This window comes from Pandoraea pneumonica (genome assembly GCF_049918595.1).
In the GTDB taxonomy this organism is placed as follows: domain Bacteria; phylum Pseudomonadota; class Gammaproteobacteria; order Burkholderiales; family Burkholderiaceae; genus Pandoraea; species Pandoraea pneumonica_A.
Map to the genome: position 1 here is coordinate 477,790 of NZ_JBNCRZ010000001.1, position 16,604 is coordinate 494,393.

Consider the following 16,604-nt stretch of genomic DNA (forward strand, 5'->3'; position numbering starts at 1 on the left):
CCATGCTCATCAAGAACGCCCGCATCGTCACGCCGGACACCACGTTTACCGGTGTCGTGGAAGTGCGCGAGGGCCGCATTCATTCCGTGGAAGAAGGCACCACGCAGGCACCGGAGGCCGTCGACTGGGAAGGCGATTATCTGGTGCCCGGCCTCGTCGAACTGCATACCGACAATCTGGAGAAACACCTCGCGCCGCGTCCCGGTGTGTACTGGAACACGCACGCGGCGTTTGCGATTCACGATGCACAGGTCGCGGCCGCGGGTATCACCACGGTCTTCGATTCGCTGGTGATCGGCGAGCGCGACGCGTCGGGCCTGCGCAGCCGCAAGCTGCAAGCCGAGTGCGGACAAGCGCTGCTCGACACTATCGACGCCGGCCTCTTCCGTGCGGACCACTTCCTGCATCTGCGCTGTGAGATCGCCACGCAAGACGCCGCCGAGACGTTCGCTGATATGTGCGATCACCCGCTGCTGCGCCTCGTCTCGGTGATGGATCACACGCCGGGGCAGCGCCAGTGGCATGATCCGGCGCTGCATCGTCAGTATCACGAGCGCAACGGCAAGATTCCGGACGCGCAGTGGGACGCCATGCTGGCCGATCTGAAAGCGCAGCAGGAGAAGTACGCCATCCCGCATCGACGGGCGATCGTGGAAATGAGCCGTGCGCGCGGGTTGTCGTTGGCGAGTCACGACGATACGTCGCTAGAACACGTGGAGGAAGCCGCTCGCGACGGCGTGGCGTTGTCCGAATTCCCGACGACGCTCGTCGCCGCGCGTGCAGCGCATGAGAAGTCGATTGGCGTGATCATGGGCGCGCCGAACGTGGTGCGCGGCGGTTCGCACTCGGGCAACGTGGCGGCGTCCGAACTCGCCCGCCAGGACGTGCTCGACATTCTGTCGTCGGACTACGTTCCAGCGAGCCTGCTGCAAGCCGCGTTTCAGTTGCACAACGATCACGCCGACTGCGGCTGGACGCTGTCGAAGGCGATGCGCACGGTGTCGTGGAACCCGGCGCAATCGGCCGGGCTGACCGACCGTGGCGGCATTCAAGTCGGACTGCGTGCCGACATGGTGCGCGTGGCGGTCCGCCCCGGCATGCCGCCAATTCCGCGTGCCACGTTTATGGTGGGGCAGCGGATCGCTTGAGTACTGCGAGACAGTGAGGATGGAAAAAAGGGCGCCTAGGCGCCCTTTTTACTTTCCCGCACACACCGCTATCGGATGCCTCAGATCACCATCTTGCGCACGCGTGCCGAGAACACGTCGATGCAGGTGACGACGACGATCATGATGAGCATCACAGCGCACGTTTGCGCGTACTGGAAGCTACGAATCACTTCGTAGAGCACCACACCGATACCGCCTGCGCCGACCATCCCCACCACCGATGCCGAGCGCACATTCGACTCGAAGCGATACAGCGTGTAAGAGATCCACAGCGGCATGACTTGCGGCAACACGCCGTAGAGAATTTCGTCGATGGAGCGGGCGCCCGTGGCGCGCACGCCTTCCACCGGCCGCGGGTCGATGGCTTCGACCGCTTCGGCGAACAACTTCGAGAGCGTGCCCGTCGTGTGCACCCACAGCGCCAGCACACCGGCGAACGGGCCCAGCCCGACCGCCACGATGAAGAGCATCGCGAAGACCATTTCGTTAATCGCGCGGCAGGCATCCAGCACGCGGCGCACCGGCTGATACACCCACGCCGGCACCATGTTCGAGGCCGAGAGCAAACCCATCGGGATCGAACACACCACCGCCAGCACCGTGCCCCAGACAGCAATGTGGATCGTCACGAGCATCTCGTGCACATACACGCGCCAGTCGTGGAAATCAGGTGGGAAGAAATCGTGCGCGAACTGGCTCATGTTGCCCGAGTCGCGAATCAGATCGAGCGGACGCATATCGGCGCCGCCCCACGACCACACCAGAATCAGGAAGAAAGCCCCCCAGCCGATCAACGACAGCCACGAACGCTTGGGCGGTTCGCCCGGCAGGCGGCCCGTCGCGCCAACAGTGGTGCTTGCAGTGGAGGTTACGCTGGTGTTCATGTCGTGTACCACGTGTAGTACCGGCAACGTGCGCCGGTGAATGAATCGGACTACTGAGACGATACAGACCGTTGTTTCCGGTTACGGGGACGCATGTGAAAGCTGCGTCCCCGCCACCATGGCCTGCTTACTGCACTACTACTGCATTGCTACTGCATTACTTCGTCTTGCTGGTTTCCTGCTCGAGCGCGGCCAGCTTGCTGTCGATGTCGGCCAGTTGCGTTTGCTTCTTGGCGGCATCGAGGTTGGCGTCGGCTTCGATCTGTTGCTTTTGCTTGAACAGTTCGAGCTGGCGGATCGGCAGCAGCTGAGCGTTGGTCGAAGCGCGGAAGCCACCGTAGTTGTAGATGTTCTTCAGCACTTCCTTCTCGTGCGCGTCCTTACCGTAGGCCAGGAAGAAGTCACGAAGCTTCTTCTTGGTGGCTTCCGGCAAGTCCTTGCGCCACAGCAACGGATCCGACGGGATCAGCGGCGACTTCCAGATCACCTGCACTTGCTTGGCCTTCTCCGGCTGCGTGGCTTCGAGCTTGTCGAGCTCTTCGGTGTTGTTGGTCGCGACGTCGATCTGGTTGTTCAGAACGGCCATCAGGTTGGCACCGTGATTCGAGCTACGGGCCGTCTTGAAGTACGTACGCGGATCGATGTTGTTCTTCGCGAACACGTAGTAACCCGGCACCAGCGTGCCCGACGTCGAGGTCGGATCGCCCAGGCCGAAGTTGATCTTCTTGCCGTTCTTGAGCACGTCGTCGAGCGTCTTGTACGGGCTCGACTTGTTGGCGATCAGCAGCGAGTAGTAGCCTTCCGAACCGTCGGCGTAAATGATCTTCGCGAAGATTTCGCCTTGCGAACGGTCAACGGCTTCCATCGCGCCCTTGTTGCCCATCCATGCCAGTTGCACCTTGTTAAAGCGCATGCCTTCGATCACACCGGCGTAGTCGGTGGCGAAGAACGGGGTCACCTTCAGGCCCGTTTGCTTCTCGAGGTCGTCGATCAGCGGCTGCCAGCGTTGGCGCAGTGCCGCGCTGGAGTCGGTCGAGATGATGCCGAAATTGATTTCCTGCGCGTGCGCAACCGCCACCGAGGCGAGCATGGCCGCGCCGGCCAGCAGGGTTTTCCACAGTTTCATGAGAGCAAGCTCCTGGTCAGGTCAAACTAAGAGACATCGAGGTGAGAAAAGGGGCATCAGCTTCGGCGGGCTGCGCCGTCGAGCCTTCCGATGCTTCGGAATCTTCATTGAGCAATTCGCTGGCTTGCACGCCGTACAAGCGGCGCAGCAGGTCAGGCGTGAGGGCCGCCGAGGGGCCGTCGTACACCACGCGTCCCTGATGCAGCGCGACGGTGCGCACGCAATAACGCATGGCCACGTCGACCTGGTGCAGCGACACGACGACGGTGAGTTTGTGATCGCGATTCATGCGCGCGAGCATGTCCATCACCTTGCGCGCCGACTCGGGGTCGAGCGAGGCAATCGGCTCGTCGGCGAGGATGATCTTCGCGCCCTGCACCAGCGTGCGCGCCAGTGCCGCACGTTGCTGCTGGCCGCCCGAGAGCGTGCTTGCGCGCTGGAATGCCAGATCGGCAATGCCCACTTCGGCAAGCGCGGCAATCGCGGCCTGACGCTCGGCCGAGGTGAAACGGAAAATCAAGCTGCGCCAGAGCGGCACGCGGGCCAGCAGACCCGTGAGGACATTCGTGATGACCGGCAGACGGCCCACCAGATTGAATTGCTGGAACACGAAACCGATATCGCGACGAATTTGGCGCACTTCGCGCACGATGCGGCCGTCGCGTTGAATCGGGCGGCCCAGAATTTCAATGCTGCCCGGTTGCGCATCGGCCGGCACGAAGCCCGCGATGTGACGCATCAGCGTCGACTTGCCCGAACCCGACGCCCCAATGAGGGCCACCATCTCGCCCGGCATGATCTTGAGCGCCACTTCGTCGAGGGCGCGTCGGCTGCCAAAGGTCTTGGTCAGTCGCTCGATTCGAATCGCTTCGTCCACGGTTCACCTGTGAGTCGACGCCGGTCGGGACCGATGCAGGTTCGCGTGCTTCACTCCCGGACAGGAGGCGGCGCCTGCATCACTCGACTAGCTGTTTTGTGGCAATTTGTGCCAAAAGTGAACGCAGTCTAAAAAGCGCGGATGACAAGACAGTGACAATCGATCAGCTTTTCGCTCGACGTTGAAAACCCTTATCGAGTCAATGATTTGGAAGTGTTCCCGAGAGAGCGCCAGGGGCTGTCACGAGGCCGACACGGTCGTATCAGATGAGACGAGCGAGACCCCGGCGCGAGGCATCGCACCGGTTTTGTCTACATCTTTTAGGGAAGCCAAAGGCACAGAAAATGCCCCGAATTGGCGCGTCAAGGCCGTGGCGTGCGGGTCTTGAGCGAGGGCATGTGCCGCAGTGCGGCGTCGGCCGATCCGTCGTTTGGCGACGTGTGGCGATTTGAGGGGATGTGGTGGTGTCGCCGACTACGGGCGTCGCGTACGCGACACACGTAGCCGATCGTCAAATGCCGGGCCGATCAGGCGATCAGCAGTTCCGGGCCGCGCGCGCGCAATTGGGCCAGCATCGATTTGTGCGGTGCGGCGTCGCTGATCAGGTAGCGAGCGGCTTCGAAGTGACGGATGCGCACAGGGGTCACGCGGCCGAACTTCGTGTGGTCGGCCACCACCGCCGAGACATTGGCGCACAGCAGCATACGTGCTCGCAGTTCTGCGGCCGCGCGGTTGAAGTCGGTGATGCCACCGTCTTCCGTCACGCCACCCACGCCGATGAACGCGAAATCGGCGTGATATTGGGCGATCTGGTTGATGGCGTCCCAACCCTGCACGGCGTCTTCGTTGTCTTGCAACTCGCCACCGAGCAACGTGACGCGATTGTCATGATGACGGCCGAGCAAGCGCGCGATCTGCCAGTCGTTCGTGTAGATACGCAGCCGGTGCTTGGAGAGCAGCGCTTGCGCCACGGCGCGCGTAGTGGTGCCGTAGTCGATGATGACCGACGCGCCGTCGGGCACGAGTTCTGCCGCACGTACGCCAATGGCGCGTTTGCCTACCGCGTTGACGTTCTCGCGCAGCGTCCAGTCGGGCTCGCTCCGGTCGGCCGCGAGTGCGCCGCCGTGCGTCATCAGCAGCAGCCCGCGCGCGGCGAGTGTGTTCAGATCGCGGCGCACGGTCTCGCGGGAGACTCCCAGCTCACGCACCAGATCACTGATGGCGAGCGCCCCGGTCTTGGCGAGTTGTTCGAGCACGTATTGTTGGCGTTGTTCGGCAAGCATGGTCGGACAGTGACGGTTGGACTACGAAATTTTATGAATCGCGCGGATGCGCTGCGGCGGCACGCTGCGTCGCACGTTACCCCTGCAACGCGACGCGCACGCCCAGCCCGATGAAGATCATCCCGGCCACGCGATCGAGCCAGCGCCCTGCCCCCGGCCGGCGCTTGAGCCACACGCCCAGCACGCCCGCGAACCAGCCGTACAGGCTGAATACGACGATGGTCTGCGCCATGAAGACCAGCCCCAGCAGGAACATCTGCGCGCCCGGATGGGCCGCGTCGGCGGTGGCGAATTGCGGCAGAAACACGAGGAAGAACAACGTGACTTTCGGATTCAACATGTTCGCGAACACGCTCTGGCGGAAGACGCTCCACAGCGGTTGCGGGGCCGCGCTACTCGCCATCGTGAGGCCACCGCGTGCGCGTAGTGCCTTGATGCCGATCCACACGAGATAGGCCGCGCCGACCAGCTTGATCGCTTCGAACGCGATTGGCGACGAGCGCAGGACAGTCGCTAAGCCGACGGCGGCGATGGTCGTGTGGAACAGGCACCCGGCGGTGAAACCCGCCGCCGCCGCGAGGCCCGCGCGACGCCCCTGCGCGATGCCACGCGCAATCACCTGCATGTTGTCGGGGCCCGGTGCGAGCGTGATCGCCACCGAGGTCAGCAAAAACAGCCAGAGGTTGGGCATCGCAGCGTCCGGGTCGGGTGGCGAAAAAGCGAAAGGTGTTGCGGGGTCGAGGTTGACGGTAAGGTCAGTGGCCCTCGAACGAACACAACAAGAAAAGCGGCAGGCCGGCGTCGCGGATCAAGCGCGAGCCGCCCAGTTCGGGCAAGTCGACAATCGCGGCACCTTCGATGACGGTGGCGCCGAGCCGTTCGAGCAACTTCTTGCCCGCCAGCATCGTGCCACCGGTGGCGACCAGATCGTCGATGAGCAGCACGCGATCGCCGGGACCACAGGCGTCAGCGTGGATCTCGACGGTCGCACTGCCGTATTCCAGTTCGTACTCTTCGGCGACGGTCTGGTACGGCAGCTTGCCTTTCTTGCGAATGGGGATGAAACCGATGTTCAGCTCGTACGCGAGGATCGAGCCGAGGATGAAGCCCCTGGCGTCGAGACCGGCGATGTAGTCAGGACGATGGTCCATGTAGCGATGCACGAACACGTCGATCAATACCCGCAGGGTGCGCGGGTTCTTGAGCAGCGGCGTGATGTCGCGGAACTGCACGCCGGGCGCGGGCCAGTCGGGTACGGTGCGAATCTGGCTCTTGATATAGGCGGCAGGGGACTCGTCGATCTGCACGGGGATCCTTCTTTCTGGATGCTTGATGGAATTCACTCGGGCGGACGCCCGAAAGTCCACATTATGCCAAAACGACGGTTCGCGCTTGATGACGTGTGTGACGTGTGTCGATGCAGGTCGGCGGGGGCGGCTGCGCCTGGCGCGGCGCTAGCTTCAGCCCCGCCCCAGTAGCCGCTGTTCCGCAGATGCCAGTTTTTCAGGCAGCCCGCGCAGCACGACGATGTCTTCGGCCATCAGCCGTGTTTCGGCCACCGGCTCGACACCGCGAATGCCGTGACGGCGAATGGCGGTGACCGTTACGCCCAGTTTGTCGAGTTTCAACTCGCCCAGCGTACGGCCCACGGCATCGGCATTGAGGGTGAGCGGCACCGATTGCAGGCGCACCTGTTCGCGCTCGCCGCCTTCGTCGTCATCGTCGAGGCCGTGGAAGTAGCCGCGCAGCAAGCTGTAGCGCTCGTTACGGGCCTGTGCCACACGACGCAGCACCCGGCGCATCGGCACGCCCATCAGCACCAGCGCATGCGAGGCCAGCATCAGACTGCCCTCCACGATCTCGGGCACCACTTCGGTCGCCCCGGCCGCAATCAGGTCGTCGATATGCGTGTCGTCGACCGTACGTACAACCACCGGCAACGTGGGCTCAAGCGCCTGCACCTGCGCCAGCACTTTGAGCGCGGCGGGCGTGCTGTCGTAGGTCACCACGATCCCGGCCGCCCGATGGATACCGGCAGCGACAAGCGCCTCGCGGCGTGCCGCATCACCGAACACCACAGTTTCGCCCGAACTGGCGGCTTCCATGACGCGGTCCGGGTCGAGATCGAGGGCGACATAGCCGATGCCCTCTTGTTCGAGCATGCGCGCCAAATTCTGGCCGCAACGGCCATAGCCGCAGATGATCACGTGGCCCGAGGTCTTGATGCTCTGCGTGGCGATGCGCGTCATTTGCAGCGACTGCATCATCCATTCGTTCGCGACAAAGCGCAGTGCGATACGGTCAGCGTTGATGATCAGGAACGGTGCACACAACATCGACAGCAACATGCCGGCGAGCACCGCCTGCGAAAGCGACGGGTCGAGCAGATTCCGATCGATCACCAGATTGAGCAACACGAAACCGAATTCACCGGCCTGCGCCAAGCCGAGACCGGTGCGGATCGCCGTTCCCGGCGCGCTACCGAAGATGCGAGCCAAGCCCGCGATCAACGTGAATTTAACGAGCAGCGGCCCGACGAAGAAGAGCAGCACCAGCAGCGGCTGCTTCACCACGATGACCGGGTCGAGCAACATGCCGGTGGTAATGAAGAACAGGCCAAGCAACACGTCGCGGAACGGCTTGATATCGTCTTCCACCTGATGGCGGAACGGCGTCTCGGCGATCAACATCCCGGCAATGAACGCGCCCAACGCCATCGACAAGCCAAGATGCTCGGTGATGTACGCGAGGCCGAGCGTCAGAAGCAGCAGGTTGAGCATGAACAGCTCTTGCGAGCGGCGCGCTGCCACGATGTGGAACCAACGTCCCACCAGTTTCTGCCCGACCCACAACAGCAGCGCCAACGCGCCGGTGATCTTGAGCGCCGCGAGCGACAAGGCCAGCACCAGGGCTTTCGAGTTGCCGCCCAGCGCGGAGATCACGATGAGCAGCGGCACCACGGCCAAGTCCTGAAACAGCAGCACGCCCATGATGTTGCGTCCGTGCTCGGTCTCCAGTTCGAGCCGCTCGGCCAACATCTTCGTCACGATGGCCGTCGACGACATGGCCAGCGCGCCGCCCAACGCCACGGACGCCTGCCACGAAAACGACCAGAACAAATTGACGAGCGCACCGATCCCCACCGCGACGAGCAGCGTGCCCAGTACCTGCGAGACCCCCAGGCCGAGTACCACCCTTCGCATGCTCTTTAGTTTGGGCAGCGAGAATTCGATACCGATGGAAAACATCAGAAACACCACGCCGAACTCGGCAAGGTACTGGACCCGCTGCGAATCCGACGCCAGGCCGAGGGCGTGCGGGCCGATGACGATGCCCACGCTCAGATAGCCGAGCATCGGCGGCAGGTGGAGCATGCGGAACAGCACCACCCCGACGCAGGCGGCAAACAACAGAACGAGAGTGAGTTCGAGCGGTGAAGCCATCAGCGGAGGTGGGTTTCCTGGGTGAGCGCGACACCTGCGACGCAAGTGTCGTGCCAGTTTGAGTCCCGATGACGGAATCGGATCACGTCGGCGGCAGGATGCGGCATGGCCAAGGCGTCGCACGCCTAAGCCTGGCGCGGCTGTCCCTCGGGGCCGCAGCCATTTTGATATACTCCGCGCATGATAGCGAAAATCAATCCAGGCCGGGCACTCGAGGTCGCCCGGGAGGTGTTGCGCACCGAAGCGGACGCCATCGAACGCGTCGCCGCACACCTCGACGACAGCTTCTTTGAAGCGGTCTCGCTGCTGCTCGCCTGCCGCGGACGTGTTGTCGTCACCGGCATGGGCAAATCGGGCCACATCGGCCGCAAGTTGGCGGCCACTTTCGCCAGCACCGGCACGCCCGCTTTCTTTGTACACCCCGCTGAAGCCAGTCACGGCGATCTCGGCATGATCACCGCAGACGACGTCGTCGTCGCCCTCTCCAATTCCGGCGAGACCGGCGAACTGGTGAGCGTGCTGCCGATGGTCAAGCGCCTGGGCGCGAAGCTCATCGCCATGACCGGCAACGCCAATTCGAGCCTCGGGCGCCTGTCGGACGTGCATCTCGATGCGCACGTCGAAAAGGAAGCCTGCCCGCTCAACCTCGCCCCCACCGCCAGCACGACCGCCGCCCTCGCCCTTGGCGACGCGCTTGCCGTCACCCTGCTCGACGCGCGTGGCTTCGGTGCGGAAGACTTTGCCCGCTCGCATCCGGGTGGCTCGCTTGGCCGCCGCTTGCTCACCTTCGTGCGCGATGTGATGCGCACCGGCGAGCGCGTTCCCCGTGTGCGCGCGGATGCCAGCTTGTCGGACGCCTTGCTTGAAATGACCGCCAAGGGCCTGGGCATGACCGCCATCGTCGACGCCGACGATCACGTGGTCGGGATCTTCACCGACGGCGACCTGCGCCGCCTGTTCAAGCGTACGCTCGACTTCAGCGCGCTGAAACTGGCCGACGTGATGACCGCCGGCCCGCGCACCATCGGCCCCGATCAACTGGCCGCCGAAGCCGCCGAGCTGATGGAACGCTTCGGCATCATGCAATTGCTCGTGACCGAAAACGACCGCCTGGTTGGCGCGCTGAACGTCCACGACCTGTTCGCCGCTAAGGTCGTGTGAGTCTGCGCCCCATGAATCAACCTCGCACCACCTCTTCCACCGCTTCCACCGTAGCTTTCGATCTGGACGCCGCCACGGCGCGCGCCGCGAAGCTGCGTGTGATGGTCTTCGATGTCGACGGTGTGCTCACCGACGGCGGCCTGCGCTACGGCCCGGCCGGCGAGACGTTCAAGACGTTCGACTCGCTCGATGGTCATGGTCTGAAGTTGCTCGCCGAAGCGGGCATCGTCACGGCCATCATCACCGGCCGTAAGTCCGACATCGTCGCGAAGCGTGCCGCCGATTTGGGCGTGGCCTATGTTTATCAGGGCGTGCACGACAAGCGTGTCGCGTTCGAAGATTTGTGCGCCAAAGTGTCGGTGAGTGCAGATGCTTGTGGTCATATCGGTGACGACTGGCCCGATTTGCCGGTGCTCAGGCGCGTGGGTTTTGCCGCGTGCCCGGCCAACGCCCACGTCGAAGTGCAATCGCGCTGCCACTGGATCGCCAGCGTGCGCGGCGGCAACGGTGCCGTGCGCGAGCTGTGCGACTTCATTCTGCGTGCGCAGGGACGTTACGACGCCCTGCTCGCCGCAGCCCTCGCCTGACGCGCCCACGGAGCCGAAGAACCCATGGCCGTACAACGCGTCTCGCCTGCTTCACTCATCGCCATCACGGTGCTGGCCGGCCTCGCCGCAGGCACCTACTGGCTCGTGCAACGCACGCTGCCGTCCGATGCCGATCGCACGCCTTATGTGAAAAAGCACGTTCCCGATTACTACGCCGACAACATGGTGATCTCCATGCTGTCGCCGACCGGGCTCACGCAATACCGCGTCAACGCCGTGCACATGACGCACTTCGAGGACGACGCGACGACGGCCATGACGTTGCCCGCCGTGCGCGCCTTCACCCCCGATTCGCCGGAAGTCACCGCCACCAGCAAGCGCGGCACGCTCAATGCCGACATGTCGGTGGTCGATCTGTACGACGACGCCGTCGTGGTGCGCCAGCCGGGTCCGCGCGACCCAGAAATGCGGGCGCTGTCCGAGCACTTTCAGGTGCTCGTGAACGAAGACATCGTGCGTACCGAGCTACCCGTGACGCTGTATCGCGGCCAGTCGGTGATGTATGGCGACGGCATGATTTTCAATAACATCTCGCGGGCCGTACAATTGCTCGGCAATGTGCATGGCACAATTCAGCCGGCCGAGCTTGGCAACAAACCGCCGGCGCAGCCCGCCGCAACAACCGGCGCTCCGGCAGCCCCCGCTCCGAGCGCGCCACCCCCGACCACACAGGGCCCCAAGACCCCATGACCGATCGCCCTTACCTGCGACCCGCTTTCCATCGTCCGCTCGGCGGTTCGCTGCGCCAATCGTTTGGCCGCTCCGTGCGCGCACTGGCCACCGCCTTCGCGGTGCTCGGCGCACTCGCCTCGCCGCTGGCCCATGCCGAACGCGCCGACCGCGACAAGCCGCTCAATATCGAAGCAGATCACCTGAGCTATGACGACCTCAAGCAGGTCAACATCTTCACCGGCAACGTGACGATGACCAAGGGGACCATCATCCTCAAGGCCGATCGCGTCGAAGTGACTCAGGATCCGGAGGGCTATCAGTACGCCACGGCCTACTACAAGAAGCCGGACGGTCCGCTCGCCTATATGCGCCAGAAGCGCGACGGCCTGGACGAGTACATCGACGGCTGGGGCGAGACGATTTACTACAACGGCAAGACAGAAGTGGCCACGCTGACCACGCGGGCCACGCTCAAGCGTCTGGCCGGTGGCACGAAGGTGCTCGACGAAGTGCACGGCAGCGTGATCACGTACGACACCTACAACGAGGTCTACACCGCCAATAGCGGTGCCGATCAAATCAATTCGAACAATCCGAAGGGCCGTGTGCGCGCTACGCTCGCACCCCGCAATGCAACCGGCGACAGCCAAGCCCAGCCCGGCGGCGCAAGCAAGCCCGCTGCGGCGCCCAAAGGCGACCTGCCGGCGCTAGCCCCTTCCAAACGCATCGAGAATCCGCGTGAGTAACCCTGCCCAAAACAACGCCTCCAGCATCAACCAGAGCGCCGGTATGGCGGGCAAGCCCAGTGCGCTCGTCGTGCGCTCGCTCAAGAAGCAATATGGCGCGCGCACCGTCGTCAAGGACGTCTCGCTCGACGTGAAAAGCGGCGAAGTCGTGGGGCTGCTGGGGCCGAACGGTGCGGGCAAGACCACGTCGTTCTACATGATCGTGGGGCTGGTGCCCGCCGACGACGGCGAGATTCAGCTCGACGGCAACCTGATCAGCGAACTGCCGATTCACGAACGCGCTCGCATGGGCGTCTCGTATCTGCCGCAGGAAGCGTCGGTCTTTCGCAAGCTGACGGTCGAAGACAATATTCGCGCCGTGCTCGAATTGCAGGTCGATGCGCAGGGCAAGCCGCTCAAGCGCGATGAGATCGAGCGCCGCATCGAAGCGCTACTCGACGAGCTGCAAGTCGCGCATTTGCGTGAAAACCCGGCCATGTCGCTCTCGGGCGGCGAGCGCCGCCGTGTGGAAATTGCCCGTGCTTTGGCCACGCAACCGCGCTTCATCCTGCTCGACGAGCCGTTTGCGGGCGTGGACCCGATCGCCGTGCTGGAAATTCAACGGATCGTGCGCTTCCTGAAGGACCGAGGTATCGGTGTCCTGATTACCGACCACAACGTGCGCGAGACCCTGGGTATCTGCGATCACGCGTACATCATCAGCGAAGGCTCGGTGCTCGCCGCCGGCACGCCTGACCAGATCGTTGCCGACGAAAGCGTCCGGCGCGTGTATCTGGGCGAAAATTTCCGGATGTAAAGCTAATTTTTCGCATGTAAACCCTGCCTCCGATAGCGAGGCAGGCCGGTTTCGCTGACGTGACAAAGCCTCTACAATGAAGGCGAGAAACGTTATGAAACCGACCCTCCAACTCCGCACCTCGCAACACCTGACCCTCACACCGCAGTTGCAACAATCCATCCGGTTGTTGCAACTGTCGACGCTCGAACTGCAACAAGAAGTCGAGCACGCCCTCACCCAGAACCCGATGCTCGAGCGCGAAGACGATTGGCTCGCCGGGTCGGTGCGCGTGGGTACCGATGGCTCGCTGCGCAACGAGCGCACGTCATCGGTCAGCAGCACGAACGACGCACCCAACGAAGGCAACGGTCACGACGAGACACGTGAGCTCGATGGCGAGGCCCGCTTCGACGATAACGGCCAGGACAGCGGCAGCGACTGGAGCCTGAACGACTTCGCCCGCACGGGCAACGCCACCGACGACGACGACAACAACGCGCGCCCGCAATTGCACGTCGACCATCCGAATCTGCGCGAGCATCTACTCGCTCAGTTGCGGGTGACCAAGGCGGCGCCGCGCGATCGTGCGCTGGTGGAATTTCTCATCGAGTCACTCGACGAAGACGGCTATCTGGGCACGACGCTCGACGAAATTCAGGCGGAAGTGACCGAAGAGCTGTCGCTGGAAGCCGAAGAAATCAATGCCGCACTGGCGTTACTGCAAAGCTTCGATCCTGCCGGCGTTGGCGCACGTACCCCCTCGGAATGCCTGCGGCTGCAATTGCAGCGGCTGCCCGCGAGCCCGATCCGCACGATCTCGCTGCGCATCGTCTCCGATCATCTGGAATTGCTCGCTGCGCGCGATTACACGCGCTTGCGCCGCGTATTGGGGGTTGGCGAAGATAGTCTGCGCGCCGCCCATCAGCTCATTCGCTCGCTAGACCCGTTCCCCGGTGCCGCGTATGGCACCCCGCAAGCCGATTACGTCGTCCCCGACGTGCTCGTGCGCAGGCAAGGCAGCGGCTGGACGGCGGAGCTCAATCCTGAAGTGATGCCGCGTCTGCGCATCAACGAAATGTATGCCCGTATTCTGCGAAATAACCGCAACGATCCGGGCACCGGGAATCTCCAACAGCAATTGCAGGAAGCGCGCTGGCTGATCAAGAATATTCAGCAGCGGTTCGACACGATCCTGCGTGTGGCGCAGGCAATTGTCGAGCGTCAAAAGAACTTCTTTTCCCACGGCGAAATCGGCATGCGCCCCTTGGTTTTGCGCGAGATTGCTGATACGCTGGGTTTACACGAATCCACGATTTCGCGCGTGACAACCAGTAAGTACATGCTCACTCCATTCGGAACTTTCGAGCTTAAGTACTTCTTTGGTTCACACGTCGCGACGGAAGCCGGAGGGGCCGCGTCATCTACGGCCATCCGTGCCCTCATCAAGCAACTGATAGGAGCCGAAGACCCGCAGAGCCCCCTTTCCGACAGCCGTATCGCGGAACTGCTGGCAGAGCAAGGGTTCGTGGTTGCGCGACGCACCGTCGCCAAATACCGCGAAGCCATGCGAATTCCCGCAGTCAACTTGCGCAAATCTTTGTAGGACAGTCCTGGTGAGCCGTGTTGGCCTGCTGGGGCATAACGCCGCAGTGCGACATTGCGTCACATGTTTGGCTCGCACTCCCGCTAGCCCGTCTATGTGACGTGGCCCGCACTTCGGCATTTCAGCAAGGAGAGCAGCTATGAATCTGAAGATCAGTGGACACCATCTCGAACTCACGCCTTCGCTGCGCGAATTTGTGATCAACAAGCTTGAACGCGTGTTGCGCCATTTCGACCAGTTGATCGGAGCCGAGGTGATCCTATCTGTCGACAAGACCAAAGAGAAAACGGGCCGCCAAGTCGCTAGCGTCACCGTGTATCTCAAGGGTAAGGAGATTTTCGTCGAGAAGTGTGACGAAGATATGTACGCCGCCATCGACAAGCTGATCGACATGCTCGACCGCAAGGTAATCCAGTACAAGGACAAGGTTCAGGATCACGGCCGCGAGGCCCTCAAGCATCAGCAACCGCCCGAACAGGAACCGCTGCAATGAAAGCTTCCTGGCGTGGTAGTCGCGTCGACTGACACTAGCGAAAACCCGCGCGGAACCTCGCGCCTGCAATTGCGTCTGTCATAGTCTGGCATCACCCACCGCGGGGCCGTAGAACGGCCCCTTTTATATGGTTCGGCGCATCGTCTGGCGATTGGCGCGGGGCTGGCGGCAGGTGGTCTATAATGCGAGGTCAATCGGGGGTTGGAGGGCGACTACGCGTTCGCCCGCATTACAAGATGAACCGTTTAGTCAAACTCTTACCTGCGTCCAACATCCTGCTTGGACTCTCCGTCACCAGCAAGAAGCGCGTCTTCGAGCAAGCCGGGCTCCTTTTCGAGAGCAATGCCGGTCTCACTCGCGCTGTCATTACCGACAATCTCTTCGCGCGCGAGCGACTCGGCTCGACCGGACTGGGCGAAGGCGTGGCGATTCCGCATGGTCGTATCAAGGGCCTGAAGCATCCTATGGCGGCCTTCGTGCGCCTGGAAGCGCCGATCCCCTTCGAAGCCCCGGACGGCCAGCCGGTTTCCCTGCTGTTCTTCCTGCTGGTACCCGAACAAGCGACTCAGCAACATCTCGAAATCTTGTCCGAGATTGCCCAATTGCTCTCGGATCGCTCGATGCGCGAGACGTTATCGAACGCACCGAGTGCCGAAGACGTGCATTCGGCGCTCGCCAACTGGCAGCCCTGAGCCCACACGCCAGGCAAGCCCCGTAGACCCACACCCCCAACCGAACGAGGCGACGCGGTGGAACTGACCGGCATCAACGCGCAGAGCATTTTCGACGATAACGCCGCCACGTTGCGGCTGTCGTGGCTGACCGGCCATGAGGGGTGGGAACGCGGCTTTACGCCCGAGAGCGTCGCCACCGCCACGTCGAGCGCCGACCTCGTCGGTCACTTGAATCTCATCCACCCGAACCGTATTCAAGTGCTGGGCGAAGCCGAACTGCGTTACTACCAGCGGCTGACCGAAGAAAATCGCAAGCGTCATATGGGCGAGGTGATTGCGCTCGAACCGCCGTTCCTCGTCGTTGCCGACGGCCTCGAAGCGCCGCCCGATCTCGTCTTGCGCTGTACGCGCTCCTCGACCCCACTGTTCACCACCCCGCTGTCGACTGCGTCGGTCATCGACAGCCTGCGCCTGTACATTTCGCGCGTATTCGCACCGCGTTGCACGATGCACGGCGTTTTTATCGACATCTTGGGCATGGGTGTGCTGCTCACGGGCGACTCCGGCCTCGGTAAGAGCGAACTCGGTCTGGAATTGATCAGCCGCGGCCATGGACTGGTGGCCGACGATGCCGTCGATTTCGTGCGTCTTGGGCCCGATTTCGTGGAAGGCCGCTGCCCGCCGCTGCTGCAAAACCTGCTGGAAGTGCGCGGCCTCGGGCTGCTCGATATCAAGACGATCTTCGGTGAAACGGCCGTGCGCCGCAAAATGAAGCTCAAGCTGATCGTGCAACTGGTACGCCGCCCCGATGGCGAATTCCAGCGCCTGCCGCTCGAAGCGCAAACCGTCGACGTGCTGGGCCTGCCGATCAATAAGGTGATTCTGCAAGTGGCCGCCGGGCGAAACCTCGCCGTGCTGGTCGAGGCCGCGGTGCGCAACACGATACTGCAACTGCGCGGCATCGATACGCTCAAGGATTTCATGGAGCGCCAGCGCCAGGCCATGCAGGACCCGGACGGCATGCAGGGCAAGCTGCTCTGAGCCTGTGCCCGCTGGGCTAGCCCAATTTCCCCCGGGTTTACCGCAA

Annotated in this window: 17 protein-coding genes; 10 read left to right on the forward strand and 7 right to left on the reverse strand. The window is 62.9% G+C overall.

What is annotated here, in order from left to right:
- The first annotated feature begins 2 nt into the window (after positions 1-2).
- Positions 3-1,148: an alpha-D-ribose 1-methylphosphonate 5-triphosphate diphosphatase gene (locus ACPWR9_RS02190; RefSeq protein WP_426312738.1), complete on the forward strand. Its 1,146-nt coding sequence runs from the start codon at positions 3-5 to the stop codon at positions 1,146-1,148.
- 80 nt (positions 1,149-1,228) lie between these two features.
- On the opposite strand, the gene phnE is transcribed toward ACPWR9_RS02190, so the two are convergent.
- The 7 genes from phnE to ACPWR9_RS02225 form a co-directional block, all read right to left on the reverse strand.
- Positions 1,229-2,053, reverse strand: coding sequence for a phosphonate ABC transporter, permease protein PhnE (gene phnE, locus ACPWR9_RS02195; RefSeq protein ID WP_150679953.1), 825 nt, complete (start codon positions 2,051-2,053; stop codon positions 1,229-1,231).
- Between the two features lie 157 nt (positions 2,054-2,210).
- Positions 2,211-3,179, reverse strand: a complete 969-nt coding sequence (gene phnD, locus ACPWR9_RS02200) for a phosphonate ABC transporter substrate-binding protein (RefSeq protein ID WP_426312739.1) — start codon at positions 3,177-3,179, stop codon at positions 2,211-2,213.
- Between the two features lie 16 nt (positions 3,180-3,195).
- A complete protein-coding gene (gene phnC, locus ACPWR9_RS02205) occupies positions 3,196-4,056 on the reverse strand; it encodes a phosphonate ABC transporter ATP-binding protein (protein WP_426312741.1) in 861 nt (286 codons plus the stop codon).
- A 527-nt stretch (positions 4,057-4,583) separates the two neighbouring features.
- Positions 4,584-5,339 (reverse strand): DeoR/GlpR family DNA-binding transcription regulator, encoded by a 756-nt coding sequence (locus ACPWR9_RS02210; protein WP_069340321.1) that lies wholly within the window; start codon positions 5,337-5,339, stop codon positions 4,584-4,586.
- A 76-nt stretch (positions 5,340-5,415) separates the two neighbouring features.
- Positions 5,416-6,030: a LysE family translocator gene (locus ACPWR9_RS02215; RefSeq protein WP_426312744.1), complete on the reverse strand. Its 615-nt coding sequence runs from the start codon at positions 6,028-6,030 to the stop codon at positions 5,416-5,418.
- 64 nt (positions 6,031-6,094) lie between these two features.
- Positions 6,095-6,646 (reverse strand): adenine phosphoribosyltransferase, encoded by a 552-nt coding sequence (locus ACPWR9_RS02220; RefSeq protein ID WP_150679949.1) that lies wholly within the window; start codon positions 6,644-6,646, stop codon positions 6,095-6,097.
- A 153-nt stretch (positions 6,647-6,799) separates the two neighbouring features.
- The gene (locus tag ACPWR9_RS02225; protein WP_426312745.1) at positions 6,800-8,782 is read right to left on the reverse strand and encodes a cation:proton antiporter; all 1,983 of its coding nucleotides are present in this window, start codon (positions 8,780-8,782) and stop codon (positions 6,800-6,802) included.
- Positions 8,783-8,962: 180 nt separating this feature from the next.
- Here ACPWR9_RS02225 and ACPWR9_RS02230 point away from each other — a divergent pair, with 180 nt between their 5' ends.
- From ACPWR9_RS02230 to hprK, 9 genes are all read left to right on the forward strand, one after another.
- Positions 8,963-9,943 (forward strand): KpsF/GutQ family sugar-phosphate isomerase, encoded by a 981-nt coding sequence (locus ACPWR9_RS02230; protein WP_426312747.1) that lies wholly within the window; start codon positions 8,963-8,965, stop codon positions 9,941-9,943.
- Positions 9,944-9,954: 11 nt separating this feature from the next.
- Positions 9,955-10,530 carry a KdsC family phosphatase gene (locus tag ACPWR9_RS02235; RefSeq protein ID WP_426312748.1) on the forward strand — a complete coding sequence of 192 codons (576 nt, stop codon included), beginning with the start codon at positions 9,955-9,957 and terminating at the stop codon, positions 10,528-10,530.
- A 24-nt stretch (positions 10,531-10,554) separates the two neighbouring features.
- The gene (lptC, locus tag ACPWR9_RS02240) at positions 10,555-11,241 is read left to right on the forward strand and encodes an LPS export ABC transporter periplasmic protein LptC (RefSeq protein WP_426312750.1); all 687 of its coding nucleotides are present in this window, start codon (positions 10,555-10,557) and stop codon (positions 11,239-11,241) included.
- A gap of 50 nt (positions 11,242-11,291) precedes the next feature.
- Positions 11,292-11,969, forward strand: a complete 678-nt coding sequence (gene lptA / locus ACPWR9_RS02245) for a lipopolysaccharide transport periplasmic protein LptA (RefSeq protein WP_426312875.1) — start codon at positions 11,292-11,294, stop codon at positions 11,967-11,969.
- A gap of 43 nt (positions 11,970-12,012) precedes the next feature.
- A complete protein-coding gene (gene lptB, locus ACPWR9_RS02250; RefSeq protein ID WP_150680410.1) occupies positions 12,013-12,765 on the forward strand; it encodes an LPS export ABC transporter ATP-binding protein in 753 nt (250 codons plus the stop codon).
- A 94-nt stretch (positions 12,766-12,859) separates the two neighbouring features.
- A complete protein-coding gene (locus tag ACPWR9_RS02255; protein WP_426312752.1) occupies positions 12,860-14,350 on the forward strand; it encodes an RNA polymerase factor sigma-54 in 1,491 nt (496 codons plus the stop codon).
- Between the two features lie 139 nt (positions 14,351-14,489).
- Positions 14,490-14,843, forward strand: a complete 354-nt coding sequence (hpf, locus tag ACPWR9_RS02260) for a ribosome hibernation-promoting factor, HPF/YfiA family (protein ID WP_150679942.1) — start codon at positions 14,490-14,492, stop codon at positions 14,841-14,843.
- 236 nt (positions 14,844-15,079) lie between these two features.
- A complete protein-coding gene (gene ptsN / locus ACPWR9_RS02265) occupies positions 15,080-15,535 on the forward strand; it encodes a PTS IIA-like nitrogen regulatory protein PtsN (RefSeq protein ID WP_150679941.1) in 456 nt (151 codons plus the stop codon).
- Positions 15,536-15,592: 57 nt separating this feature from the next.
- A complete protein-coding gene (gene hprK / locus ACPWR9_RS02270) occupies positions 15,593-16,558 on the forward strand; it encodes an HPr(Ser) kinase/phosphatase (RefSeq protein ID WP_058377146.1) in 966 nt (321 codons plus the stop codon).
- Positions 16,559-16,604 lie beyond the last annotated feature (46 nt).

Bases quoted from the DNA above. Each gene is read 5' to 3' on its own strand.
- phnD (WP_426312739.1), bottom strand. From the start codon at position 3,179: ATGAAACTGTGGAAAACCCTGCTGGCCGGCGCGGCCATGCTCGCCTCG.
- ACPWR9_RS02190 (WP_426312738.1), top strand. From the start codon at position 3: ATGCTCATCAAGAACGCCCGCATCGTCACGCCGGACACCACGTTTACC.
- hpf (WP_150679942.1), top strand. From the start codon at position 14,490: ATGAATCTGAAGATCAGTGGACACCATCTCGAACTCACGCCTTCGCTG.
- lptC (WP_426312750.1), top strand. From the start codon at position 10,555: ATGGCCGTACAACGCGTCTCGCCTGCTTCACTCATCGCCATCACGGTG.
- ACPWR9_RS02215 (WP_426312744.1), bottom strand. From the start codon at position 6,030: ATGCCCAACCTCTGGCTGTTTTTGCTGACCTCGGTGGCGATCACGCTC.
- ACPWR9_RS02230 (WP_426312747.1), top strand. From the start codon at position 8,963: ATGATAGCGAAAATCAATCCAGGCCGGGCACTCGAGGTCGCCCGGGAG.
- phnE (WP_150679953.1), bottom strand. From the start codon at position 2,053: ATGAACACCAGCGTAACCTCCACTGCAAGCACCACTGTTGGCGCGACG.
- ptsN (WP_150679941.1), top strand. From the start codon at position 15,080: ATGAACCGTTTAGTCAAACTCTTACCTGCGTCCAACATCCTGCTTGGA.
- ACPWR9_RS02225 (WP_426312745.1), bottom strand. From the start codon at position 8,782: ATGGCTTCACCGCTCGAACTCACTCTCGTTCTGTTGTTTGCCGCCTGC.
- ACPWR9_RS02235 (WP_426312748.1), top strand. From the start codon at position 9,955: ATGAATCAACCTCGCACCACCTCTTCCACCGCTTCCACCGTAGCTTTC.
- ACPWR9_RS02255 (WP_426312752.1), top strand. From the start codon at position 12,860: ATGAAACCGACCCTCCAACTCCGCACCTCGCAACACCTGACCCTCACA.
- lptB (WP_150680410.1), top strand. From the start codon at position 12,013: ATGGCGGGCAAGCCCAGTGCGCTCGTCGTGCGCTCGCTCAAGAAGCAA.
- ACPWR9_RS02210 (WP_069340321.1), bottom strand. From the start codon at position 5,339: ATGCTTGCCGAACAACGCCAACAATACGTGCTCGAACAACTCGCCAAG.